This is a genomic window from Halorubrum gandharaense (assembly GCF_054654575.1).
This window is the reverse complement of the sequence record NZ_BAAIET010000002.1, coordinates 259018-283280: the sequence shown is the minus strand read 5'-3', so window position 1 is coordinate 283280 and position 24263 is coordinate 259018. Positions and strand designations below refer to the sequence as shown.

25 protein-coding genes are annotated in these 24263 nt (G+C 68.6%); 16 read left to right on the top strand and 9 right to left on the bottom strand.

What is annotated here, in order from left to right:
* Positions 1–86 precede the first annotated feature (86 nt).
* Entirely contained in the window at positions 87–1037 is a 951-nt protein-coding gene (locus ACYQ07_RS10425) for an aminopeptidase (protein WP_459881079.1), read from the bottom strand.
* A gap of 198 nt (positions 1038–1235) precedes the next feature.
* On the opposite strand from ACYQ07_RS10425, the gene ACYQ07_RS10420 reads away from it, so the two are divergent.
* From ACYQ07_RS10420 to ACYQ07_RS10400, 5 genes are all read left to right on the top strand, one after another.
* Positions 1236–2300 (top strand): type II glyceraldehyde-3-phosphate dehydrogenase, encoded by a 1065-nt coding sequence (locus ACYQ07_RS10420; protein ID WP_459881076.1) that lies wholly within the window; start codon positions 1236–1238, stop codon positions 2298–2300.
* A gap of 355 nt (positions 2301–2655) precedes the next feature.
* Positions 2656–3597, top strand: a complete 942-nt coding sequence (locus ACYQ07_RS10415) for an ABC transporter substrate-binding protein (protein ID WP_459881073.1) — start codon at positions 2656–2658, stop codon at positions 3595–3597.
* 2 nt (positions 3598–3599) lie between these two features.
* Positions 3600–4433, top strand: coding sequence for an ABC transporter ATP-binding protein (locus tag ACYQ07_RS10410; RefSeq protein WP_459881070.1), 834 nt, complete (start codon positions 3600–3602; stop codon positions 4431–4433).
* Positions 4430–5734: an ABC transporter substrate-binding protein gene (locus tag ACYQ07_RS10405; protein WP_459881066.1), complete on the top strand. Its 1305-nt coding sequence runs from the start codon at positions 4430–4432 to the stop codon at positions 5732–5734. The genes ACYQ07_RS10410 and ACYQ07_RS10405 overlap by 4 nt, the downstream gene beginning before the upstream one ends.
* Entirely contained in the window at positions 5700–6479 is a 780-nt protein-coding gene (locus ACYQ07_RS10400; RefSeq protein WP_459881063.1) for an ABC transporter permease, read from the top strand. The genes ACYQ07_RS10405 and ACYQ07_RS10400 overlap by 35 nt, the downstream gene beginning before the upstream one ends.
* A 50-nt stretch (positions 6480–6529) precedes the next feature.
* Here ACYQ07_RS10400 and ACYQ07_RS10395 read toward each other — a convergent pair whose 3' ends face one another.
* The 3 genes from ACYQ07_RS10395 to ACYQ07_RS10385 all read right to left on the bottom strand — a co-directional run bounded on the left by ACYQ07_RS10395 (position 6530) and on the right by ACYQ07_RS10385 (position 10108).
* Entirely contained in the window at positions 6530–7039 is a 510-nt protein-coding gene (locus ACYQ07_RS10395) for a metallophosphoesterase (protein WP_459881061.1), read from the bottom strand.
* A gap of 25 nt (positions 7040–7064) precedes the next feature.
* On the bottom strand, positions 7065–7772 hold the full coding sequence (locus ACYQ07_RS10390) for a M48 family metalloprotease (RefSeq protein WP_459881058.1): 708 nt from the start codon (positions 7770–7772) through the stop codon (positions 7065–7067).
* 320 nt (positions 7773–8092) lie between these two features.
* Positions 8093–10108, bottom strand: coding sequence for a MutS-related protein (locus ACYQ07_RS10385; protein WP_459881055.1), 2016 nt, complete (start codon positions 10106–10108; stop codon positions 8093–8095).
* A 96-nt stretch (positions 10109–10204) separates the two neighbouring features.
* Between ACYQ07_RS10385 and larE the strand changes: the two genes are divergently transcribed.
* The 3 genes from larE to ACYQ07_RS10370 all read left to right on the top strand — a co-directional run bounded on the left by larE (position 10205) and on the right by ACYQ07_RS10370 (position 11741).
* Positions 10205–11134: an ATP-dependent sacrificial sulfur transferase LarE gene (larE, locus tag ACYQ07_RS10380; protein ID WP_459881052.1), complete on the top strand. Its 930-nt coding sequence runs from the start codon at positions 10205–10207 to the stop codon at positions 11132–11134.
* 90 nt (positions 11135–11224) lie between these two features.
* Positions 11225–11422, top strand: a complete 198-nt coding sequence (locus ACYQ07_RS10375; protein WP_459881049.1) for a hypothetical protein — start codon at positions 11225–11227, stop codon at positions 11420–11422.
* 61 nt (positions 11423–11483) lie between these two features.
* A complete protein-coding gene (locus ACYQ07_RS10370; protein ID WP_459881046.1) occupies positions 11484–11741 on the top strand; it encodes a glutaredoxin family protein in 258 nt (85 codons plus the stop codon).
* A gap of 452 nt (positions 11742–12193) precedes the next feature.
* Here the strand turns inward: ACYQ07_RS10370 and ACYQ07_RS10365 are convergent, their stop codons facing one another.
* A complete protein-coding gene (locus tag ACYQ07_RS10365; protein WP_459881043.1) occupies positions 12194–12373 on the bottom strand; it encodes a DUF7470 family protein in 180 nt (59 codons plus the stop codon).
* Positions 12374–12545: 172 nt separating this feature from the next.
* Here ACYQ07_RS10365 and eif1A point away from each other — a divergent pair, with 172 nt between their 5' ends.
* Together eif1A and ACYQ07_RS10355 are read left to right on the top strand one after the other, a co-directional pair.
* Positions 12546–12836, top strand: a complete 291-nt coding sequence (eif1A, locus tag ACYQ07_RS10360) for a translation initiation factor eIF-1A (protein WP_459881040.1) — start codon at positions 12546–12548, stop codon at positions 12834–12836.
* A gap of 112 nt (positions 12837–12948) precedes the next feature.
* The gene (locus ACYQ07_RS10355) at positions 12949–13830 is read left to right on the top strand and encodes an ATP-grasp domain-containing protein (RefSeq protein ID WP_459881037.1); all 882 of its coding nucleotides are present in this window, start codon (positions 12949–12951) and stop codon (positions 13828–13830) included.
* Between the two features lie 53 nt (positions 13831–13883).
* Here the strand turns inward: ACYQ07_RS10355 and ACYQ07_RS10350 are convergent, their stop codons facing one another.
* On the bottom strand, positions 13884–14264 hold the full coding sequence (locus ACYQ07_RS10350) for an Hsp20/alpha crystallin family protein (protein ID WP_459881034.1): 381 nt from the start codon (positions 14262–14264) through the stop codon (positions 13884–13886).
* A gap of 218 nt (positions 14265–14482) precedes the next feature.
* On the opposite strand from ACYQ07_RS10350, the gene gap reads away from it, so the two are divergent.
* Both gap and ACYQ07_RS10340 read left to right on the top strand, forming a co-directional pair.
* Positions 14483–15535, top strand: a complete 1053-nt coding sequence (gene gap, locus ACYQ07_RS10345) for a type I glyceraldehyde-3-phosphate dehydrogenase (protein WP_459881030.1) — start codon at positions 14483–14485, stop codon at positions 15533–15535.
* Between the two features lie 74 nt (positions 15536–15609).
* Positions 15610–16827: a phosphoglycerate kinase gene (locus tag ACYQ07_RS10340; RefSeq protein WP_459881028.1), complete on the top strand. Its 1218-nt coding sequence runs from the start codon at positions 15610–15612 to the stop codon at positions 16825–16827.
* 560 nt (positions 16828–17387) lie between these two features.
* Here ACYQ07_RS10340 and ACYQ07_RS10335 read toward each other — a convergent pair.
* On the bottom strand, positions 17388–19730 hold the full coding sequence (locus tag ACYQ07_RS10335) for a DEAD/DEAH box helicase (RefSeq protein WP_459881025.1): 2343 nt from the start codon (positions 19728–19730) through the stop codon (positions 17388–17390).
* An 89-nt stretch (positions 19731–19819) separates the two neighbouring features.
* Positions 19820–20278: an SRPBCC family protein gene (locus ACYQ07_RS10330; RefSeq protein WP_459881022.1), complete on the bottom strand. Its 459-nt coding sequence runs from the start codon at positions 20276–20278 to the stop codon at positions 19820–19822.
* Positions 20279–20448: 170 nt separating this feature from the next.
* On the opposite strand from ACYQ07_RS10330, the gene ACYQ07_RS10325 reads away from it, so the two are divergent.
* From ACYQ07_RS10325 to ACYQ07_RS10315, 3 genes are all read left to right on the top strand, one after another.
* Positions 20449–20802, top strand: coding sequence for a hypothetical protein (locus tag ACYQ07_RS10325; protein WP_459881019.1), 354 nt, complete (start codon positions 20449–20451; stop codon positions 20800–20802).
* An 84-nt stretch (positions 20803–20886) separates the two neighbouring features.
* On the top strand, positions 20887–21870 hold the full coding sequence (locus tag ACYQ07_RS10320) for a cation diffusion facilitator family transporter (protein WP_459881016.1): 984 nt from the start codon (positions 20887–20889) through the stop codon (positions 21868–21870).
* 52 nt (positions 21871–21922) lie between these two features.
* The gene (locus ACYQ07_RS10315) at positions 21923–22750 is read left to right on the top strand and encodes an MBL fold metallo-hydrolase (protein WP_459881013.1); all 828 of its coding nucleotides are present in this window, start codon (positions 21923–21925) and stop codon (positions 22748–22750) included.
* 41 nt (positions 22751–22791) lie between these two features.
* Here the strand turns inward: ACYQ07_RS10315 and ACYQ07_RS10310 are convergent, their stop codons facing one another.
* The gene (locus ACYQ07_RS10310) at positions 22792–23499 is read right to left on the bottom strand and encodes an enoyl-CoA hydratase/isomerase family protein (RefSeq protein WP_459881011.1); all 708 of its coding nucleotides are present in this window, start codon (positions 23497–23499) and stop codon (positions 22792–22794) included.
* Positions 23500–23558: 59 nt separating this feature from the next.
* Here ACYQ07_RS10310 and ACYQ07_RS10305 point away from each other — a divergent pair, with 59 nt between their 5' ends.
* Positions 23559–24236, top strand: coding sequence for a DUF7114 family protein (locus tag ACYQ07_RS10305; RefSeq protein WP_459881008.1), 678 nt, complete (start codon positions 23559–23561; stop codon positions 24234–24236).
* The last annotated feature ends 27 nt before the right edge of the window (positions 24237–24263 follow it).

Sequence of the window (24263 nt, the reverse complement as noted above, 5' to 3'; positions counted from 1 at the left end):
CCGGTCAGCGAGTCGACGTAGTCCGGTCAGCGAGTCGACGTAGTCCGGTCAGCGAGTCGACGTAGTCCGATCCGACCGTCCGTTTCTCAGGCGCTCGGCAGCGTCACTTCCTCGCCGTCGGCGAGGACCGTCGGATTGCGGACGATGCCGTCGAGGTGGACGGGCGCCTCCGTCTCGCCGCCGATGCCCGCGTTGTCCCCGATGGCGATGTGGACGGTGCCGGCGGCCTTCTCGTCGAGGAGCACGGAGCCGACCAGCGACTCGACGCCGACGTTCGTCCCGATCCCCAGCTCCGCAAGGTTGTAGGCGGCGTCGCCGACTTCCTCGGCGGCGGCCTCCAGCTGGCTCCGGACCTCGTCGTCGGACACCTCGGTGACCAGCCCGTCCTCGACGGTGAAGCTGAGCTGCTGGTCGTCCGCGAGAAGGCCGTACGGCATCATCGTTCCGTCGACGACGTAGGTGCCCGTGGCGGTCTCGGGCGCGACGAACACCTCGCCGGCAGGGAGATTCGAGAAGCCGCCGGCGTCGTGGACCATGCCGGTGTCGGCGAGCCACTCGCGGTCGCCGGCCGCGAAGGTGATGTCGGTGCCGGCGGGCGCCGTGACGCGGAGCTCCTCGGCGCCGGCGACCTGGTCGAGCACGTCCTCGCAGTGCTGCTCGATGGCGGCGTAGTCGGCGTCGAGCCCGGTGACGAACACTTCCTCGGTGATGCCGGGGAGCGTGGCGCCGCGCGAGCCGGTCTCACAGGCACGGCCTCGTGCGCGAGTGTGGCTCAGGCTCTTCGTCGTGGGGGCGAAGAACACGTCGCTGTCGGCCATCGCCGCCGCGACGGGCGCCGGCGGCTCCGCGCCGTGCTGGTCACCGGGCGGGTAACGGAGGATCGTCGCGTCGTCGGTGCGCGCGCCGAGCGCCTCGTACAGCGCCTCACCGATGGGCGCGCGTTCGTCGTCCGTGACCACGATGGCCGTCTCGTCGTCACCGACATCCAGACACTGCTCGACTGCGGTCCGGGCCGCCTTCGCGATCTCGTCGCTCATACGCCAAGGTGGATCCGGCGGGTCCTAGGCCTTGCCATCCTCGCCGAGGGTCGCGACCGACGCCTCAAAATAATCCGGTTTCGAAATACAGTTACACCCTCCCCACGGGCGAATTAACCGATCGGTTACTCGTGGTGTAGTTAATTTCTTTATTCTTTACTCGTAACGATTATCACCCTCGGCCGGGGATACTACGGCATGATACGCGTGGGCGTGAACGGGTACGGCACCATCGGCAAGCGGGTCGCGGACGCGGTCGCCGCACAGCCGGACATGGAGCTCGTCGGCGTCGCCAAGACGCGGCCGAACTTCGAGGCCGAGGCGGCGCTCCGACGCGGCTACGACCTGTACGCCGCGATCCCCGAGCGCGCCGACGCCTTCACGGACGCCGGCGTCGAAACGGCCGGCGCCCTCTCGGACATGCTGGAGGCGGTCGACGTCGTCGTCGACTGCTGTCCGTCCGGCATCGGCGCCGAGAACCAGCCGATGTACGAGGCCCACGACGTGAAGGCGATCTACCAGGGTGGCGAGGACGCCGAGATCGCGGAAGCCTCCTTCAACGCCCGTGGGAGCTTCGAGACCGCCCGCGGCGACGACCACGTGCGGGTCGTCTCCTGTAACACGACCGGGCTCTCACGGGTGCTCGCTCCGCTGGAGGAGACGTACGGCATCGAGAAGGTGCGCGCGACGCTCGTCCGACGTGGCGGCGATCCGGCCCAGTCCGACCGCGGTCCGATCAACGACATCATTCCGGATCCCGTCGAGGTCCCCTCTCACCACGGCCCCGACGTGAACACGATCTTCCCGGACGTGGACATCGACACGCTCGGACTCACCGTGCCGGCCACGCACATGCACACCCACAGCCTCAACGTCACGCTCGAAACGGAGCCCGACCGCGAGGCCGTCATTGACCTGCTTGCCGGCGAGAACCGGACGTTCCTCATCCCCGAGGCCGCCGGCATCGACGGCGCGGGCAAGCTCAAGGAGTACGCGATGGACGCCGGGCGTCCCCGCGGCGACCTCTGGGAGAACTGCATCTGGGAGCGGTCGGTGAACCTCTCCGGTCGGGACCTCTACCTCTTCCAGAACGTCCATCAGGAGGCCGACGTGGTCCCCGAAAACGTCGACGCGATCCGCGCGATGTGCACGGAGCTACCCGCGGAGGAGTCGATCGCTCGCACGAACGAGGCGCTCGGCGTCGGCCTCGACAGCCTGCTCGCCGATGGTGGCGAGGGAGAGCGGCTTACGGCCGACGACTGAACGGCCATCGCCGCCCTGCGGCACCTTTTCGAGGACCATTCCGATCCGACACCTCGCCGTTCGGTCACCGCCTCGTTTCGACGCCCAACCCTCGCGAGCGCCATGACCGCGACCATGCCGGTCGTCCCGACAATGTCCCCGTACGAAACCGCGTCAAGTGTTGTTACAACCTCATACACCCACGTGATAAATCCTCGTGAGTTCACAATTTAATCCGGATACAACGGCGAGGTCTCTTGAACGACCGGCCGAACGCCGTCGTCAACCTCCGCAACCATTGCGGGAGTGTGGATCCATCACGCAGTACTGTCACGTTCTCCTGCTTATATGATGGAATAAAACCAAGAGGCATTTGATGTCTGATCTGAATGTTTCGCACGAATACTTCACGTGGAAGCTCGTGCAGGATGTCGCAGAGGAGAACGACTACTTCGAACAGGAGGGTGTCGACCCGAACCTCTCGTATTTCGCCCCCGGCACGCAGGACTTCGAGGGTGAGAACGCGTTCGACGCCGACTGGTGGGAGGATATGGACGAGGACGGCGGCACGCACGGGGTCTGTGAGTGGAACGCGGTCCAGGAGGCATCCGAGACCGACCGCGACATCATCGGGTCCTACAGCGAGTGGGACCGTGTGGTGTTCGTCGCCACGGACGACCCAGCCGAAACGGTCGACGACCTCCGCGGCCGGTCCATCGGGATCAACAAGTACGCCACCTCGTTCTACTCGATGCGCGAGATGCTGGAGAACGAGGGTTTCGGGAGCGAGGAGATCGTTCTGGAGCACGTCGGTTCCGCCGAGGAGCGCTTCGACGCCGTCAAGGCAGGTGAGGTAGACGGGATCGCGGTTCTCGAACCGTTCGTCACCCTCGGTCGCTTCGACGAGGAGCTCAAGGAGGTATTCGACGGGCCGTGCCGCGCAGCCATCACGACCCGCGAGCAGCCCGACCCCGAGGAGATCGGGGGGTTCCTCGCCGCTCTCAACCGAGCGGTCGCCGACATCAACGAGGACCTCGAGGGCTACACGGACCGATACGTCGGCCTACTGGAGGCTGAAGCGGGTGACAGGGAGGCGTTCGCCGACGTGAACTTCGACCGCCTCCGCGAGGAGTTCGAGCTCCGTGAGTTCCTCCCGGTCCGCGCTCCTGACGAGGAGCGGATCGACGCCACGACCGAGTGGATGCGCGAGAAAGGGTTCGTCCCCGACGACCCCGACATCGGCACGGTCGAGGAGGTCGACGGCGACGACGTGCTCCCCGAGGAGGACGACGAGGAAGCCGAAGCGACGGCCGACTGACCATGGCGCTCGAGTCCCGATCGGCGGCGCGTGGCGACGAGAGCGGCACCGCAAGCGACGACGCTTCCGCCTCCGCGGAGGTGGTCGGCGGCGCGAGCCATGCCGCGTCCATCGCGGCTGACGGGGTCACCAAGCGGTACGGTGAGACGCTCGTGTTCGAGGGGCTGACGCTCACCGTCGCTCCCGGAGAGGTCTGCTGTCTGCTCGGCCCGTCCGGATGCGGGAAGACGACGCTGTTGCACCTGTTGGCGGGACTCGAAGAGCCGACGGCCGGCCGCGTCGAGATCGCCGGCGATCCGGTTACTGGTCCGGACTACCGGTGGGGTGTCGTCTTCCAGGACCCACTGTTGTATCCGTGGCTCACCGTTCGCGAGAACATCGAGATCGGCCCGAAGCTCCGTGGGAAGGAGCCGGACCGCGGCCACGTCGACGAGCTGATCGAGCTGGTCGGCCTCGAGGAGTTCGCGGATGCCGACCCGGCGAGCCTCTCCGGTGGAATGGCCCAGCGAGCCTCGCTGGCGCGTACTCTCGCCAACGACCCGGAGGTGCTGTTGCTCGACGAGCCGTTCTCCGCGCTCGACCAGCTCACCAAGATGCAGTTGCAAGACGAGCTGCTCCGTATCGTGGACACGCTCGGCGTCACCGCCGTCTTCGTCACCCACGATATCGACGAGGCGGTGTACCTCGGTGACCGCGTCGCCGTTATGGGGACGGTTCCGGCGGGGATCCGTCACGTCGAGTCGATCGCGAGCGAAACCCGATCGCGCGACGACGAGGCGTTTCTCGCGGAGCGGCGGGTTCTGTTCGATCACCTCAAGGAAGTGGGGCTGGAATGAATGACGACCCTCACGCGTGCTCGCACGGCGGCGAGGAGTCCATCAGCGGCGGTGTCACCGGGGCAGCGCGCAAACTCATCGGCGGTGCCGGCTGGCGGGACCCCTCCGCAACCGCTCGAACCCGAGGGCTCTCACGCCGGGCGTTCATGAAGGAGTCGGGACTCGCGTCGCTGGCGGCGACGGGCGTCGGTGCGACCGCCGGCTGTCTCGGCGACGACGGGTCGCCCACCGCAGAGGTCGGCTATCTCCCGATTACGGATGCCGCACCGCTGCTAACGGGCTACGCCAACGACCACTTCACCGACCACGGCGTCGATGTCGCGGAGCCGACGCTGTTCCGTGGCTGGTCGGACCTCTCGGAGGCGTTCCTCTCGGGAAGTGTCAACGTTGCCCACTTTCTGATGCCGATGACGGTGTGGATGCGCTACGGCGAGCTCGACGCGGACGTGCAGGTCGTTGCGTGGGACCACACGGACGGCTCCGCGCTGACGGTCCAACCTCGCGTCGACGACTGGGCGGACCTCGGCGGCCACGATGTCGCCGTCCCGTTCTGGTACTCGATCCACAACGTCATCGTCCAGATGGGGCTACGTGAGCACGGACTCACACCCCGGACCGACGTGCCCAACCAGGAACTGGATGACGACGAGGTGAACCTCGTGGTGATGCCGCCGCCGGACATGCCGGCCGCACTCGACAACGGGTCGATCGAGGGATACATCGTCGCGGAGCCGTTCAACGCGATCGGCGAACTCGACGCCGACGCCGACATCCTGCGGTTCACGGGCGACGTGTGGCGTGAGCACGCCTGCTGTGTCGTCGTAATGCGCGAGGAACTCCTCGAGGAACATCCCGAGTGGTCGACGGACGTGATGCGGGGGCTCGTCGACGCCCAGCAGTGGCTCCGTGAGAACCGCGGCGAGGCCGCACGGCTGCTTTCGACGGCCGAAACCGGGCTGCTTCCGCAAGAACCGGAGCCGATCAACCGTGCGCTCTCGCACTACGACGACCACGAGCCGTACCGCGAGTCCGGCGCGATTCGGCACGACTGGGACACCGACCGGATCGGCTTCTACCCGTACCCGTATCCGTCGTACACCGAGGAGCTGGTGCGCCGTCTCCGCGACACCGCCGTCGAGGGGGAGGCGGCGTTCCTCGACGAGGTAACGCCTGAAGGCGTCGCCGACGACCTCGTCACGTACGACCCGGTTCGCACAGCGCTCGACGACGCCGGCGGTCCACCGGCATTCGACGTTTCCGAGGAGGATGGCTTTCGGAGAAACGAGACGATACGGTTCTGAGCTCCGCGAGGACGCCGGCCGGGCGCTCCCGTTCGTCGGCCTCCTCGTCGCATTGGCCGTCTGGTGGACGGTCACGACGCTGAGCGACGGCATCATCACGCAGTTTGCGCCCGCCGACACCGCGGCGACGCTCGTCGAGCTGTTGGGCTCACCCTCGTTTTACGACCACGTCTGGATCAGCGTCTACCGGTTCCTCATCGCGCTGGTGTTGTGTCTGGTCGTTGGGCTGCCGGTTGGAATCGCCGTCGGCTACTTCGACGCAGCGGAACGAGCGTCCACCGTCCTGTTCCAGTTCCTCCGGATGATCTCGCCGCTCGCGTGGTTCCCAATCGCGATCATCGTCTTCGGCGTTGGGACGCAGTCGGCAGTGTTCGTGATGTTCATGGCCGGAGTCTGGCCCGTCATCCTCAACACGGCCCACGGGATCACGACGCTGGATGAAGACTGGATCACCGTGGGAGAATCGCTCGGCGGCGACACGCCGGCGCTGCTGCGTCGAGTCGTGGTCCCGGCAGTGATTCCGGACATGCTCACCGGTGTCCGGCTCGCGGTCGGCATCCTCTGGATAATTCTCGTGCCAGCGGAGATGCTCGGGGTCAACTCGGGGCTGGGTTACCTCATCCTCGACGCGCGAGACCGTTTCGCGTACGCCGAGATCCCTGCCGTGATGCTGGTGATCGGCTTCGTGGGATACTGCCTTGACCTGTCGATCCGCCGGCTCCACGACCGGTGGCATTGGGGATAGCGGGGACCATTCACTGGAACGGGTTCGCGCCACCACCTCACGGCCGACGACTACTCCGTGAGCACGTGATGAGCGACCGCGTCGGCGCCCGCCTCGTCCGTGTCGAGCGTCGCCACGCGGAACCGGTCATCTGCACCCGCGACCGGAATCGGGAGCCCGCCAGGGTTCACTCGCACCGTCCCGTCGCGCTCCTCGACACCATGTGCGTGAGTGTGGCCGTGCGCGACGTAATCGTAGTCGCCACAGTCGACGAGCGCGTCGACGACCACGTCGCTCGTGCCGTGCGTGACCGCAAGGCTGGTCCCGTCGAACTCCAGCACGGCGGCCTCGCCGTGATACTCGCCGAAGTCGTCGACCGTCGAGGAGAGCGCCCATTCGCCGTCGTTGTTCCCGCGAACCGCGTGAAACGCGAAATCGGCGTCGAAGGGGGTCGCTGAAAAGGGCGCCACGAAGTCGCCGCAGTGGACGACGGCGTCGACGCCGCGCTCCTCGAAGAACGTCACTGCCGCCTCGACCGCGTCGAGGTCGTCGTGCGTGTCCGAAACGAGTCCGATCAGCATGGCCGATGCTGGTAGCTGGGGGGACTTAAGTGTCGTCGCCGGCGTCCGTCTCATCGCCAAGCTTCGCCGCCTCCTCCGTCTCCCGCGCCGCTCGCTGGCGAAGCGCCGCGATCCGGTCGCCGAGCGGCGGCTGGACCTCGAACCACGTGGACCAGTCGCCGGTTTCGGGCTCGACGCCACGCAGCTCGGCCACGTGCTCGAACGCGTCGGCCACGCGGTCGGCACCCACCGCGTCCGCCGCGCGGTCGTCGGCCTCGTACTGGACGCGGCGCCCGGCCCAGAAGGCCGTGACGCCGACCGCGATCAGCGCGAGGAATCCGGAGTCGAACGGCACCTGCGCGGTGACGATGGCTGCCAGCATTGCGAGCACGACGCCGACCGCCACCGCCCGAAACTCGCCGTAGTACGTGTCGACGCGGCCAGCTTCCGCCGCGAGCAGCCCGAGCGCGGCGTCGTCGTCCATCTCGTCGAGTACGTAGTCGGTGACGAACAGCACGCGCCGGCGCGGGAGCCCCCGAACCGCCACGTCGACGGAGGCCTCCCCCGTCGTCTCCACGACGGCGACCCGCTCGACGTCGAGGCCGGTCGTCGTTCCCCACTCCTCCAACTGCGCGCGCTCGGCGTCGGTCGGGTCCCGGAGGTCGCGAAACCGGTCGTTGACGTACAGCGGTCCGACCGCTACTGCGAGGACGGCGACGACGAAGACGACGACGAGGAACACGACCGTGAGCATCTACCAGAACGTGTGGTCGGCCGGCGTTTAAAAGGGCGCGGTCCGGGAGCGAGCCGTCCAAACGGGAGCGGTGCGGTGGCGGGGGCTGTGCGGTGGCGGAGGCTGTGCGGTGGCGGGGGCTGTGCGGTGGCGGGGGCTGTGCGGTGGCGGGGGCTGTGCGGTGGCGGAGGCTGTGCGGTCCCTTTGAGTACCGTGGGCGAGTCGCGGGCGCCTCTGGCGCCCGCCGACGAGCGCGCGGCTCTTTTTTGGTGGAGATTTTTTGACGGGGGTTGAGCGGAACCGGCTCTGCCGGTTCCGCGAACCCCCCGTTAAAAAAGGTCCTAGTGGAACTTCTCCAACAGGTCGTCGTAGAAGTCGCCGCCCCGGTCGTCGGCGAGCTTCTCGACGATCAGCTCGGGCGTCGAGCGCGCGAGGTGGTTCTTCTGGGGCGAGCGGTTCACGCGGAGCTCGCCGTCGACGAGCCCGACGGCCTCGATGCCGTCGACCGCGACCTCGGCGTCAGCCGCCTCACGGATCTCGCGGGCGAGGTGCGAGACGAAGACGGCGGTGGCATCCTGCCCGTCGAGCGCTTCGAGAATGCCGGCGATGATCTTCGCGGAGGCGCCGGGCTCCGTGATCGACTCCAGCTCGTCGACGAGCACGAGCCGGCCGGCGGCGCCCTCCACGAGGTCGCCGAAGTCGCGGAGCGTGGACTCGAACGCGCCAGCGTCGAGCGTTCCCTGAGATTTGGCGTAGTAGTGGATCTCGGAGAATCGCTCGACCTCCACCTCCTCGGCGGGGACGGGCATCCCCATCTGCGCGAGCACGACGACGAGCGCGACAAGGTCGAGCGTCGAGGTCTTCCCGCCGGAGTTCACTCCCGAAAGAAGCGTCACGCCCGACACCGCGTAGTCGACTGGGTCGACGTGCTCGAAGTCGACGTCAAGCAGCGGGGAGCGACCGGCCTCGATCCGGAAGCCGGCGGGGCCGTCGGAGGTAGCGTTGCTGGGATCGTTCGCCCCCGGTTCGTGAACCGTCGGCATCGCACACTCGAAGTCGCGGTGGAATCGGGAGATCGCCAGCTCCACGTCCAGCTCCAAGGCGTCGCGCACGAGGGCCTCGACGGGCTCGCGAAGCTCGCCGAGGTCGGTTGCCAGCTCCGATTTCAGGCGCGCGGCGCGGCGATCGCGGGCCGCCGACAGCTCCGTACGGAGCCGCGAGACGGCCGCCTCGTCGTGTTCGACCGGAAACGTAGGATCACCCTCGAAGACGCGCTCGGCGAGCTCCGCCTCGTCGGATTTCAGACGCAGGGCGTCCGCGAGGCGTTCTCGCGCTTTCGCCATGGCGGCGTCGTACTCGTCGGCCAGCTCGCGGTCCAAAAGCGAGTCCACGCGGGCGCCCTGCTCGACCAAGGAGAGAAAGTCGGTCCCCTCGATGGTGACGTCCTGTTCGCGGATCGCGTCCCGGAGATGGTCGTTCGCGGCGGATTCGCCGGTCGACACCGCGGCGTCGAGGTCGTCGACCGCGGCGACCAGTCGCTCCTGTTCGTCGTCGCCGACGACGGTCCCGTCGTCGTCCAGCCGCGAGAGGGCGTCCCGGAGCGCGCCGAGATCGACGGCGGGCTCCTCGCCGGCGGCCTCGTGGACGGCCGCGGCCGCGAGGAGGCGCTCGCGGTTTTCGGCGAAGAACGCGAGCAGGCGCTCAGGCACCGTAAACGCCGGATCCTCCAGGGCGTCGGGACGGACGTGTACGTCGCCGTCCACGTCCATCCCCGCGAACTCCTCGTCGAGGACGATGACGGTGGCGTACGACCGTGCGAGCTCCGCGATGTCACGGGTGTCCTCGACCGTCTCCACGGAGAGTTCCGGCACCGCGGCCTCCGCCTCCGCGTACACCTCGGCGTCCGTGGTCGCGAGACATCGCTCGCGTACGCGGACCGTTCCGGGGTCCTCAAGCGCCTCCACGTCCGCGAGCGCGTCGAGAACGTCGGGGTCCGGCTCGCGCTCGACGGCCGCCTCAACGAACGCCTGCGCCTCCGCGATGCGCGAGGCGGAGCCGCTGGGATAGAACGTCTCCAGCCGCTTCTCGGCGTACTCGGTTACGGTGCGCTCCTTCAGCAGTCCGACAGCGTCGCGGTACACCTCCCGCGAACGGTCGGTCGCCAGCAGCCGGTCGGTGTCGTCGTGCCGGCGTCGGATCGCGCCGCGCGCGATCCGGGCGGCTCGCGCCTCGTTCACGCCGCGCACGCGGGCGATCGCCGCCACGTCGCCCGACTCGACCGTCGCCTCGGGGTCGTCGAGCTCGCGTAAGGCTCGCGCCGTCTTCTCGCCGACGCCGGGGATCGCCTCCAGCTCCATCGAGTCGGAGCTATCGCGGCAAGGCGCAAAAGGGTGCGGGTCGCCGAGGGTCACCGCGGACAACGCGTTTTTCTTCCGCGGTCCCGAACGGCGGTCATGGACAACGACGTGCTCGCCGTCGAGAACGGCCCGCTCGACGCCGAGACGGCCCGGAAGGCCGCTGCGGCCCGCGACGCGCTCGCCGCGCGCGACGGCGTGGTGGTCGCCTTCTCCGGCGGGGTGGACTCCTCGGTGGTCGCCGCGCTCGCACACGACGCGCTCGGCGACGACGCGGTGGCGTGTACCGCCCGCAGCGAGACCCTCCCCGCTGCCGAGCTGGACGACGCCAGCCGGGTCGCTTCGGAGATCGGCGTTCGTCACGAGACGGTGACGTTCTCCGAGCTCGACGACCCCGACTTCGTCGCCAACGACGGCGACCGCTGTTACCACTGCCGGACGATGCGGCTCGGCCGGATGTACGACCGCGCCCGCGAGCTCGGCATCGAGACGGTGTGTGACGGGACGAACGCTTCCGACCCCGGCGAGGGCCACCGCCCCGGGCTGCGCGCCGTCGAGGAGCTGGAGGTGTTCTCCCCCCTGCTCGATGAGGAGATCACGAAGCCCGAAGTCCGGGCCATTGCCGAGGCGTACGGCCTCTCGGTCGCGGACAAGCCGTCGATGGCGTGTCTCTCCTCGCGGATCCCGACCGGACTGGAGGTGACGGAGGCGCGGCTCTCGCGCGTCGAGAAGGCCGAGCGCGTGCTGCGGGAGTGGGGGTTCGAGCAGTTCCGCGTGCGCGACCACGACGGGCTCGCCCGCGTGGAGGTGGCACCCGACGAGCTGGAGCGCGCGCTCGACCCCGCGTTCGCCGAGGCCGTCACCGAACACCTCTCCGATCTCGGCTTCGACCACGTCACCCTCGACATGGCCGGCTACCGGACGGGCAGCGTCAGCCCCGGCGGGACGGAGGGGGAATCCGACGACGAGGCCACCGGCGGCGGTGCGGACGATGACGCCGTCGACCTCGACCGCAGCTACCCGCGGTAGCCGCTTCACACCCCACGAAGCCTCGCCCCCATTATCACCGCCGATATCCTCGTCTGAACGTTTATAACCCGGCTCCGCGGACGATGCCGTATGAACGAGGCGAGCACGCTCGCGGTGATCGCGGGTGGTGTCGGCGGCGCCGTGGGAGCGTTCGTCGGCGTCGCCGTCGGCGGCACCGCGCTGACCGTCAGCCTGATCACGCTCGGCGTCGCGCTCGTCGTCGGCAGCGCGGTGATCGCCAGCGCGGTCGTCGCCGGCGACGTGGAGTTCGTCGTCGACCCGGAGTGAGCCGCCGGTCCCGCTCGACCCGGACCGAAAGACAATCCCGACGGCTCCCCCTATTCCGGCCGTGAGCGACGCCGTCCCCGTTACGATCTACACCCGCGAGAACTGTTCGCTGTGTGTGACCGCCCGCGAGACCGTCGAGCGCGTGGCCGACGACCTCGATGTCCCCGTTGACGTGACGATGGTCGACGTGGACGAGGACCCCGAGCTCGCCGAGGAGTACGGCGAGCGCGTCCCCTACGTGTTCGTCGACGGCCACCCCTCCTTCAAGTACGAAGTCGACGAGCGAAAGCTCCGCCTGAAACTGCTCTCCGCGAGTTAACCTGCAGAAGGCGACGAGAAGTCGGCCGTCCACGCGGCGCGCCCGGCGAGCGCCTCATAAGGCGCGAGCCGGAGCGCGAGGGAGGTTGGCGGCGGCCGCGGCGGTGCGGTGCGGTCCCGCGGCCGCCGTCAACCGAGGCTGGGGAGGTGTGAGGCTGCGGTCGCTGTGCAGTCGGGCGGGACTCAAAGGGGCAGCCGGCTCCGGGACGACGGGCGACGTAAGCACTTTTCAGGGCGGCGGGCTGTGCGGAGAGGCACCCTGAAAAGCGCGCAGCAAGCCCCTCGACCGGAGCCGGCTGGGGCTTTGGCGGTCGTGTTTTCCGTGGTCGCCGTTGTGCTCACCGTGCAACTCGCTTATAAAGAGCCGGCAGGGGATTTGACGGTCCCGTTCTCCGCGCTCGCCGCCACACCCACCACAGCAACCCCCTATACCCCCACACACCAGTACGGCCGCTACTTCATCCCGAACGCGCGCATCGCGGAGTTGGCAACCCCCTTCGCGATCAGCGCGAGGCCGGCGACGAATAGCATGAAGGCGGCGCCGATGACCGGGTCCCGAATCGTGACGAGCGCGACGGCGAGAAACACCACGATCACGCCAATGATCCCCTCTAGTCCGAGCGTCTTGCGCATACGACGGCGGTTTTCGCGGCGCCTCTTAAAAGGGGCGTTTCGGCAGTCGTGGCGCCGGCGCGCTCTCGACGGCGTACTCGCCGATCCGACGGCTCGCCGTCCCTCCGCCACCCCGCCAGCCCCGCCGAGAGGGGGCGCTTTTAAGCCCCGCGCCCCGTAACGCCGCACACGTATGAGCGACGGAGACGGCGACGGCCGACCTGACCTCCGGATGCCCGAGGACGACGAGGTGTTCGCCGAGGTCCTGGAGATGCTGGGAGCGAACCGCGTCAAGGTCCGCTGTGCCGACGGGACGGAGCGCACGGCGCGGATCCCCGGCCGCATGCAAAAGCGCGTCTGGATCCGGGAGGACGACATCGTCCTCGTCGAGCCGTGGGACTGGCAGGACGAAAAGGCGGACATCACCTGGCGCTACGAGAAGAGCGAGGCCGACCAGCTTCGCGAGGAAGGCCACCTGAGCTAACCCGCCGCGCTGCCCTCCGTTTCGGTTCCCTTCACCACACCGCAGCCACAACGGACAGCCGCGGAGTCCGGTGCCGTCCCCTTTTAAGTTCAACCACACCCCACGTCCGGGCATGCTTCGTCTCGCCGTCGCCTCCCGCGCGGAGACGTTCGATCGGCTCCGCGACCCGTTCGCCGAGCGCGGCATCGAGGTCGCCCACCTGCGCGCAAAGGAGCGCGCAATCCGGGTGGCCGGCGACCGAACCGACCCCGATCCCGACGAGGAGTTCGACATCGGCTTCGTCTATCCCACCCGCGAGATGGAGGGCGCCGCGCTCGACGCCCGGCTCGACGTGCCGTGGGTGAACGGTCGGGGGGCCATCCTCACCTCGCGAAACAAGGCAGGTGTACTCGCCGCGCTCGACGACGCCGGCCTCCCGGTGCCGAATACGACGATGGTGTCGAACCCCGTCGACGAGTCGGTCGTCGTCGACGCCGCCACCGACTTCGACTATCCGGTCGTCGTCAAGCCCAACTCCGCGACCCGTGGGGTCGGCGTGACGACGGCGGCCGACCGCGACACGCTCCTCGGCGTCGTCGACTACCTCAACCTCGTCCACGACTATCGGGCGACGGGCGACAAGTCGTACCTGCTACAGGAGTTCCTTCCGGACGCCCGCGACTACCGCGCGATGGTCGTCGAGGGCGTCTGTGTCGGCGGCGTGCGCCGCGAGCTCTCACCCGAGGCCCGGGCCGCCGGCGGCTGGAAGCACAACGTCCACCGAGGGGCGGCGGCGCGCGGCGTCGACCTCCCCGCCGAACACCGCGACCTGGCCGAGCGGACGGCCGACGTGCTGGGGATCGACTACCTCGGCGTCGACCTCCTGGAGACCGACGACCGGCTGGTGGTCTCGGAGACGAACGCCCGCCCGACGGTCGACGACGCCGCCAAGTACGACGACGGGTTTTACGACCGGCTGGCGGCGTTGGTGCGAAAAACTGCGGGCGAAAACTGAGGGGCCGCTACGGTGGACCGGGCCGCTACCGGAGATCGGACCGAACCGGACCGCTACAGCACGTCGATGGAGGCGGAGTCGTCGACGCGGTCGAACTCGACTTCGAGCACGCCGTTGTTGAACGTCGCGCTGCCCGAGTGCTCGTCGACGGGCGCCGGGAGCTCGACGGTCTCGTCGTACTCGCGCCGGTCGGAGGCCGCCGAGATGGTGAGCGAGTCGCCGTCACACTGAATGGAGAGCTGCTCTTTCGAGACTGCCGGGAGGTCGGCGACGAGTCGTACCGTCTCCTCGGTTGCGAAGGCGTCGACGTGCGTCTCGGAGCCGAAGCCGGCGTCCTCCTCGTGCGGGTGGTGACCGCCGGCCATCTCGTTCATCATCCGTTCGATCTCCTCGAAGAAGTCCCCGAACGGGTCGTCACGGTCGTCTCTATCCATGCCCGAAATCAAGGTCGTGGATCGGATAAGCCTTCTCCCTCTCCCCATTCCCGCCGGAATCCACCGAATACTCCGCGAAGACGCCCGGGAACGGGAACGTGTGTTTGTCTCACGCATGCCATGGGATCGACGGCTGACGAACGCAGCGCCGAACGTCGCCCACAGTCCGTAAAGAAATCTCGTGCGAATTTAAGTAGCTGGGCCACCCTTATTCGGATATGAGTAAATCGTATCTCTCCGCGGGTGAGGACGTGCCCGAGGAAGAAGTCGTGCGCGTGGGACTCAACGGTTTCGGCCGGATCGGTCGCAACCTCTTCCGCGCGGTCCAGGAGGATCCCCGCATCGAGCTCGTCGGCATCAACGACGTGATGGAGTTCGACGACATGGCGTACCTCGCGAAGTACGACACCGTCATGGGGCGGCTCGACGGCGTCGAGCTCGCCGGCGACGACGACGAGCTCGCCATCGGCGGGACCTCCGTCCCGCTGTTCAACGTCCAGGATCCTGCCGACCTGCCGTGGGACGAGCTCGACGTGGACGTGGCGCTGGAGTGTACCGGCGTCTTCCGCACGAAGGACGACGCGAGCGCCCACCTCGACGGCGGCGCCGACAAAGTCGTCATCTCCGCCCCGCCGAAGGGCGACAAACCCGTCAAACAGCTCGTCTACGGCGTCAACCACGAGGAGTACGACGGCGAGGACGTCATCTCGAACGCCTCCTGTACCACCAACTCCATCACGCCCGTCGCGAAGGTGCTCGACGAGGAGTTCGGCATCGAGGCCGGCACGCTCACCACCGTCCACGCCTACACCGGCTCCCAGAGCCTCATCGACGGCCCGAAGGCGAAAACCCGCCGCGGGCGCGCGGCGGCCGAGAACATCGTCCCCACCTCCACGGGTGCCGCGGGCGCGGCCACCAAGATCCTCCCCCAGCTCGAGGGGAAGATCGACGGCATGGCGATGCGCGTCCCCGTTCCCAACGGCTCCATCACGGAGTTCGTCGTCAGCCTCGACGAAAACCCGGCCGAGTCGGAGATCAACCAGGCGTTCCGTGACGCCGCCGATAGCGGTCCCCTCGCCGGCGTGCTCGGCTACACCGACGACGAGGTCGTCTCCAGCGACATCACCGGGCTCCCGTTCTCCTCGTACGTCGACCTCCAGTCGACGAACGTCGTCGCCGGCGGCGACCTCGTGAAGGTCCTCACCTGGTACGACAACGAGTACGGCTTCTCGAACCGGATGCTCGACATGGCGTCGTTCCTGAACGAGTAGCGACCCCACCCGGCATCGCCTCGCTCTTCGTCCCATCCACCCACCCCTAAGTACCACCCACCCCACCTTCGACCATGACCGACTTCAGAACCCTCGACGACCTCCCCGCCGACGCGCGGGTGCTCGTCAGACTCGACCTCAACTCCCCGATCGAGAACGGCGAACCGCAGGACAACCGTCGCTTCGAGCGCCACGCCGAGACCGTCCGCGAGCTGGCCGAGGCCGGCCACCGCGTCGTGCTGATGGCTCACCAGGGACGGCCGGGGCGCGACGACTTCACGAGCCTCGCGGGCCACGCCGAGATCCTCACGGGCCACGTCGACCGCGACGTGGCGTTCGTCGACGACACCTACGGCGAGCGTGCCATCGAGGCGATCGAGGGACTCGCCGCCGGCGAGATCCTCCTGTTGGAGAACGTTCGGATGTGTGACGACGAACTGCCGGAGGAGAGCCCGGAGGTCAACAGCGAAACCGAGTTCGTCCAAACGCTCGCGCCGCTGTTCGATGCGTACGTCAACGACGCCTACTCCGCGGCCCATCGCAAACACGCCTCGCTGGTCGGATTCCCGCTCGTGTTGCCCGCCTACGCCGGGCGCGTGATGGAGTCGGAGTACGAGGCCAACACCGCCATCGCGCGGAAGGAGTTCGACGGCCCCGTCACGATGGTCGTCGGCGGGACGAAAGCGACCGACGTGATCGGCGTGATGGACGCCCTCGAAGGGACGGTCGACCGCTTCCTGCTCGGCGGCGTCGCCGGCGAGCTCTTCCTCCGTGCCGCCGGCCACCCCGTCGGCCGGGACATCGGCGACATGGACCTGTTCGATGACCAGTGGGAGAAAAACCACGAGACCGTCGAGACGATCCTCGACGAGCGCGGTGACGAGGTGTACCTCGCCAGCGACCTCGCGTACGAGGACGAAGACGGCGAGCGCGCCGAGCACGCCGTCTCCGAGATCAACGAGAAGGAGGTCGCCTACCTCGACGTGGGCACCGGCACCGTCGAGGAGTACATCCCGCTGATCCGCGAATCCGACGCCGTCTTCGTGAAGGGCGCGCTCGGCGTCTTCGAGGACGAGCGCTTCTCGAAGGGGACCGTCGGCGTCCTCGAAGCGATCGCCGAGACCGACTGCTTCTCCGTCGTCGGCGGCGGCGACACCTCCCGCGCGATCGAGCTGTACGGCATGGACGAGGCCGACTTCTCGCACGTCTCCATCGCCGGCGGCGCCTACATCCGCGCGCTCACCGGCGAGCCGCTGCCCGCCGTCGAACTGCTCCAGCAGTCGGCCGAATAACCGCAGATCCGGTCGCTTGCGTCGACTTTTAAATCCAACTTCCAGTCGGCAGCGGAAGCGCTCAAAGCACAAACTGGGAACAACTCACATCCCCGACATTCCACCGTGGCGCGCCCACGAGCGCCCTGATAAGGGCGCGAGTGGAGCGCGAGGGAGGCGGGCGTCCGCCGGCGCTGCGGTGCGGTCCGCCGGCGGGCGCTCCGCCGAGGCTGGGGAGGCGTGAGGTGCGGTGCTGTGCGGTCGGGTGGGACTCAAAGGGGCAACTCGCTCCGGGAAGACGGGCGACGTAAGCACTTTTCAGGGCGTCGGGCTGTGCGGAGAGACGCCCTGAAAAGCGCGCAGCAAGCCCTTCGACCGGAGCGAGTTGGGGCTTTGGAGGTGTTCGCCGTCGTGTTCACTACACAAACCGCTTATAAGGAGCGAGTTGGGGCTTTGGAGGTGTCCGCGACGACGCACTCCGCGTCATCCACTTATTAGGAGCCGACAGGTGCGTTAGTTCCGTAAGCCGCTGCAGTCTCCGAACCACACCCGACCTTCCTCCCAAACGCCACTTAAAAGCGCTACTCCACGTCAACCGTCCGTGACGCCCGAACGGGCATCAGGGGCAGGTCGGGGAACACCGTCTCGACCACGAACTCCAGCTCGTCGGCGGTTGGCGACCCGAACACGCCCACGGGCACGTCGAACACGTCGTCGAGGTAGGTGGTGTCGTCGTTCATCTCCACGTCGTTGACGGTCACCCGGACCCCGGCGCGGGCGCCGCCGCCGCGGTTGCGGACGGTCACCTCGCGCATGTCGTTTGCTCCGACGGCGATACTGTCGGGGAAGTCGCCCCACTCCACGTCGACACGGGGCAGCTCCCGGGCCGCCTTCACGATGCGCTCGGCGACGGACTCGCCCATGCCGGCGCGCTCCAACTCGCCAGCGCCCGCATTCACCACCTCGGCGGGCGAGGTAAAGCCCGCATCCGCGAGCCGCTCCGCGCGGCTTGCGCCGACGCCGTCGATGGCGGTGAGCGCGACCGCCTCGCGGGGGACGCCGTGTTCGACACGCGCCTCGACGCGGCGTGCGAGGTTGGCGGCCCGGGCGCCGGCGAAGCGGTCGAGGAACTCACACAGCGCGGCCAGCAGCCGAAGCGCGTTCTGGCGGATCACCCACGCATCCGAGCGGAGGTCCGAGGGCGTCGAGCCGTCCATCGACGCCAGCAGGATGGCGAACACCTTCCGGTGGCCGTCCTCCAGATGGGTGTCGTGGCCCTGGAGCACGCGGTCGACGGCGTCGGCCTCCGCCGAGCGCGCGGAGACGGAGTCGAACTCGCCGGCGGCCGCGACGGTCTCCAGCACCGAATCGACCGTCAGCGTCTCGCGCTCCGCCAAATCGCGGAACTCGCGGGCGGTGTCGAGGCGCATGTAGTACTTCGAGGCGAGCCGTCCGAGCGTGGAGGGCTCGACGGAGAGGTCGGCGTCGGCCTCGACGAACCCCTCGTCGATGAGGCCGTCAAGGGTGTCACGCACCCGATCGCGGATGCCCGCGAAGTCGTAGTCGTCGGGCTTCGACTGCGCGCGGACGTAGTAGAACGTCGTCTCCAGCCACGACATCACGTCCTCCAGCCCGCGGATCGTCCCCATCGCCACCTCGGCGTTGAGGTGCGACTCCAGGTCCTCCGCGAGTCGCGACTCGATCTCCTTGCCCTCCCGGAGCAGGTCGCGGTACTTGTCGGCGTCCGCGCGGTCACAGACGACCCAGCCGTAGCCCACGTCGTCGTAGCCCGGCCGCCCCGCGCGCCCGAGCATCTGGAGCACGTCGAGCGGCGAGATGTCCGTCTCCCCCTCCAGGGGATCGTGATACTTCGTGTCGCGGATCACGACACAGCGCGCGGGGAGGTTGACGCCCCACGCCAGCGTCGAGGTCGAAAAGAGGAACTTGATCTTCCCCTGTTTGAACCACTCCTCGACGCGGTCCTTGTCCGCCTTCGAGAGCCCGGCGTGGTGGAAGCCGACGCCGTCGACGACCGACTGCCGGAGGGTGTCGTTCGTCAGCTCCTTTGCCTCGTTGTGGAAGTCGTAGTCGCCGTGGGAGTCGATCGGGATGTCGCGTTCGGCGATCTCGTCGCGCGCCTTCTTGGCCGCCTGCACCGTGTCCTGCCGCGAGGAGACGAACACGAGCGCCTGGCCGTCCTCCCGGACGTGCGGCTCCGCGAGGTCGAGCGCCCGATAGAGCCGGCGATACTTGTCCGCGAAGGCGTTCGAGCCGTGCGAGTACGTCTTCACGCCGGTCTCCAATTCGACCGGACGATACGCCTCACCGAACTCGTAGGTGGTCTCGGCGGGCGCGTCGAGCCACTCGGCCACGTCCCCGACGTTCGGCATCGTTGCCGAGAGCGCGACGACGCGGGGGTCCTGCAGGCGCCGCAGCCGCGAGACGGTGACCTCCAGCACGCTGCCGCGCTTTTCGGAGTCGAGTAGATGGACCTCGTCGATGACGACGCAGTCCACGTCGGTGATAAAGGAGTAGCGCGCGGACTCCTGTTTCCGGGTGGCGCTGTCCGTCTTCTCCGGCGTCATCACGAGCACGTCGGCGCGCTCGGCGCGCCGCGGGTTGAGGTCGCGCTCGCCGGAGACGACGTAGACGGAGTAGCCCAGCTCCTCGAAGCGCTCCCACTCGCTCTCCTTCTCATTGGTGAGCGCGCGCAGGGGGGCGATGAAGAGCGCCGTCCCCCCCTCCGAGAGGGTCTTGCAGATCGCCAGTTCGGCAAGCGCGGTCTTGCCCGAGGCCGTCGGCGCCGACGCGACGACGTTGTGGTCGGTCTCCCAGATGCCCGGAAGCGCCTCCCGCTGCATCCGGTTGAACTCCTCGAAGCCGAACGCGTCCGCGAACTCCGGCACCGCCTCCGCCACCTTCACCGCGCACCACGCCGGGGTCTGGCTCGCATTATCCGGAGACGGGTGCTTCGGGGGGAAAGGCGTTTCTCATGCGGCCGACCCGGCCGTGGTTACTCCGAATCCCCAGCCAACCGCTCCAGTTTCCGATTACGCTCGCGGACGACTCGCCGGAGATACCCCTCGACGTACGCCCGGTCGAGGAGGTCGCCGAGCGGCCCCCACGGAAGGTCGTAGGAGACGCGGTCGTCGATCAGCGTGTGGTCGTCGTCGATCCGCTCGAACGCGTGTTCGTGGACGAACGAGGCGAACGGCCCGTCCACCTGCTCCTCGCGGAACGACAGCGGCGGCGTCGCCGCGACGACGGCCGTCGTGCGCGTCATCGACATCCCGAAGTGGCTGGTCCGGCGCGTGATCCGGTCGCCCTCCACCAGCGTGTCGTCCGCCGGCCCGTGGACCACCGCCTCCCCGTAGTGTGCCATCGCCCGCTCGTGTGTGGAGACGCTCGTAACCAGCTCGTAGGCCCGTTCGATCCCGCACGGGAGCGTCGTCGTCACCTCCAGGTCGGCCATCGACTGCCGTTCGACGCGAGGGGTTAAGAGTGAACCGCCGATCCGTGCCAACTCCGCGAACGCTCGCCAACTCCCGCGAGCGCGCGCCAGTCGAGCGCGCCCGTCAGACGGCTACCGGCACGGTTCGTCGGAACCAACCGTTTAAAAACCTCTGCGGATATGCACCAAATATGCAACTCGTTTACGTCGGCGCCGCTGCGCTCGCGGCGCTTTTCGTCGTCGCGCTCGTCGTTCGCCGGCTCCGCAGCCCCTCAGCGGAGGCAAAGGCGTCACAGGAGGCCCACGAGGAGGCCCAACAGCGCGACCCGCCGGTCGCGATCGGCAACACCTATGAGTTCGGCGTGACGGAGATGACCGACCACCACTCCGGCAACGAGGTCGCCGTCGGCAAGGTCGAGGGGTTCGTCGTCTTCACCGAGGACGTGCCCGCCGGAATCGGTGAGGGAGACGTGATCCGCGCGAAAGTGCTCTCGTTCAACGAGGGGCGCACTTCCGCGGACGCGACGTTCGTCGAGGAAGTCTGACCACAACACCGACCAGGTCTGACCACGACCGATGCCGGCCGGCCGCCGGAACACCCTACTACGTCCCGGGAGTACCTCACGCCAATGGTCTCCACCCGGCTGGTGGTGTACGTCTCGATGGTCGCCAGCGCCGCCATCGCGGTCGCGAAGTTCGTCGCCTACCTCGCGACGGGTAACGCCGCGATGTTGAGTCAGGTGTACTACTCGCTGTCCGACGTGGGCAACCAGGTGTTGCTCCTGCTCGGCTTTCGGCTGAGCGAAGCGGGCGCAAGCCGGAAACACCCGTTCGGGCGGGGAAAAGAGCAGTACTTCTTCGCGTTCGTCGTCACCGTCCTCCTGTTCGGCGTCGCGGGATTCGCCTCCGTGCGCGAGGGGTACGCCGCGCTCGGCGCCGTCCACCAGGCCGTCGACGTGCGGATCAACTACGCCGTGCTCGGCGTCGCGCTCGTCTTCGAACTGTACGCCTTCTACAAGTCCTATCAGGCGGTCGACGAGGAGGCGAAACGCGAGGGGTTCGGCACGCTGTACGGCGCGTTCCGGCGGTCGAAGGACGGCCCGCTCATCACCGCCGCAACGGAGAACCTCGTCGCTGTCATCGGCGTCCTCCTCGCGATCGGGGGCATCTACCTGACGGACGTGACCGGCAACACGGTGTACGACGCCGCCGCCAGCGCGGGGATCGGCCTCCTCCTGATGACGTTCGCGCTCGGGCTCGCATGGGAGAACCGGAGCCTGATGGTGGGCGAGGGCGTCACCCGATCCCAGCGCGAGGCGCTGCTCGACGCCATCGGCGACGTTGCCGGCGTCGAGCGCGTCGTCGACCTCCGCACCATGCACCTCGGGCCGGAGTCCGTCCTCGTCGCCTGCGAGGTGGCGTTCGACCCCGAACTCGACACCCGAGGGGTGGAGGCCGCCGTCGACGCCGTCGAGGCCGCAGTCCGCGAGACCGTGCCCGACGCGAACCGCATCTACGTCGAAGCCGAATCGAAGGACATCGAGGGGAACGTCCCTGCCGCGATCGAACTCGACGAGAGTGGAACCGAGGCCGGCGACGAAACCGCGAAATAACGGCTGCCCCGACCCCGGACGCTAAGAGCGTGGAGCCACGAGGGGAACTCGAATGCGGGTCACCCTCCTCGGAACCGGCGACACGACGGGGACGCCGACGGTCGGCTGCGACTGTGAGACGTGTGCCGCCGCCCGCGAGCGCGGCGTCTCCCGATCGCGCTTCTCGGTCCACGTCGAGAACGAACGGACCGGCGAATCGCTGCTTGTCGACTTCAGCCCCGACTTCCGCCAGCAGTTTCTCGACAACGACGTTCCCCTCCCCGACGCCGGGCTCGTCACCCACATCCACTTCGACCACCTCGACGGGCTCGGCAACGCCTACCGGGTGTTCGACGGGCTGACCGTCCACGCGCCCAACGAGACGGACCCCGCGACCGACGAGAGCGTCGCTGAGACCGTCCGCAGGAAGTACGACTACCTCGAAGACCGGATCGGCGTCCACGCCCGGCCGCCGATGAAGCGGTTCGAGACCTGCGGGTTCGAGGTCCGGTTCGTCCCCGTCGACCACCCGCCCCTCCTCTGTTACGGCGTCGTCATCGAGGACCCGGAAACCGGCGCGAAGCTATCGCTATCGGGCGACAGCAGCTACGACATTCCCCGAGAATCCCGCGAGGCGATGGCCGACCCCGACCTCCTGTTGGCCGACGCCATCGTCCCCGCCTCGGTCTGCGAGCGCCACCCCATCGGCGGCCGCCACGAGGGGCCCGACGGCGTCCCCCGGACCTTCGGCACGAAGCACATGACCCGCGAGGGAGCGCTCGCGCTCGCCGACGACCTCGACGCGAAACGAACGCGGCTGGTCCATCTCGCGCACTTCTACCCCGCCGACGAGGCGTTCGAGGAGCCCCTGGCCGCCGACGGCGAGACGTACGAGCTCTAAGCGACCTCCGCCTCCCTCGCACCCGCGAACCGTCCCCACCCTCACTCCCGCGAGCCGCCCACGGCCTCCGCATGTGCCCGATGGAGCTCCGCGAACGCCTCGGCCTCCGCGGCCTCGCGAGCCGCGTCCTCCGCCGCGCCCGCCTCGCCCCGGTCCCGCAGGCGCCGCTTCACGACGCGGAGTGCGTCCGCCTTTCCGCCGGCGATCTCGTCGGCCACCGCCCGGGGATTCGCGACGACCCGCGACACCAGCCCCGTCCGGAGCGCGGCGTCGGCGTCGAGCACCCGCCCCGAGAGCGCGAAGTCGAGCGCCTCCCCCTCGCCCATCACGCGGGGGAACCGCACCGTCCCGCCCCACGCGCCGAACAGCCCGAATCGGACGCCCGGCTCCGCGAACGTCGCGTCCGGCGTCGCCACGCGCACGTCGGCCGCGAGCGCCAGCTCGACGCCACCGCCGCGGGCCGCGCCATCGACCCCCGCAACCACGACCGACTCCGACTCCTCGATGGTCCGGGCCACCCGCTGGCCGTGACGGGCGAACGCTGCGGGGTCCGAGAGCGCGGCCACCGTATCGAGGTCGGCGCCCGCACAGAACGCCTCCCCGGCACCCCGGAGGTAGACGACAGGTTCTGTGGCCTCCCGAACAGCCGCCTCCAGCGCGGTCAGATCCCGGGGACGAATCGCGTTCCGGCGGTCGGGACGGTCGAGGGTGACGACGCGGACATCGCCGTCCCCGCGAGTGCGGATCATGCCGGAGGCAGGCGGTCGTTTCCAAAGGTCTTTGCCCTTCCCGGCGCAATTAAACGGTAATGGACGATGCCGCGCGGGCGCGGGAGGCCGCACGCGAGGCGCTCGACGACGTGGAGCCCGAGCGCCTGCGCGTGACCATCGACGATCAGCTCCTCGACGCGGCAGTGACGCCCGGCGTTCTCGTACTGGTGACGACCAGGGCACTCGATCCCGACCACGACGCCGACTCGGACGACGAAGCCGCCCGCGAGCGTGCCGCCGGCGTACAGCTGATTTACGAGGGGCTCCGACTCACCCGGCGACTCGCCCACGAGGAGCCGTGGACGACCGCCGCAGCCGCGGACGCCGACATCGCGGCCGACATGGACGTACTCGCGGCCGACGTGCTCGTCTCCCGCGGGTTCTCGCTGCTCGCACACACCGACGCGGCAGCGGCCGCCGTCGAGGTCGTGCGCGCGTTCGGCCGCGACCAGACACTCCGTGACCGCGAGGGCACCGACCCCGACGCGGCCGCCGCGTTCGACCGCAACCTGGAGGTCGACGCCCTCGAACTCGCCGTGGTCGCCGGTACCACCGCCGCCGGCGGCGACCCACCCGCCGAGCTGCTGGAGTACGCCCGCGAGCTCGCCACGGACTACGACGGCGAGTTCCCGCCGTCGAACCGCGCGATCCCGGAAACCGCCGCGGACCGCATTGCGGACATTTCGGAGCGCGCCGTCAGCGCGGCGGATCGGTGACGACGCCCCAACCCAGCGCGGCGAACC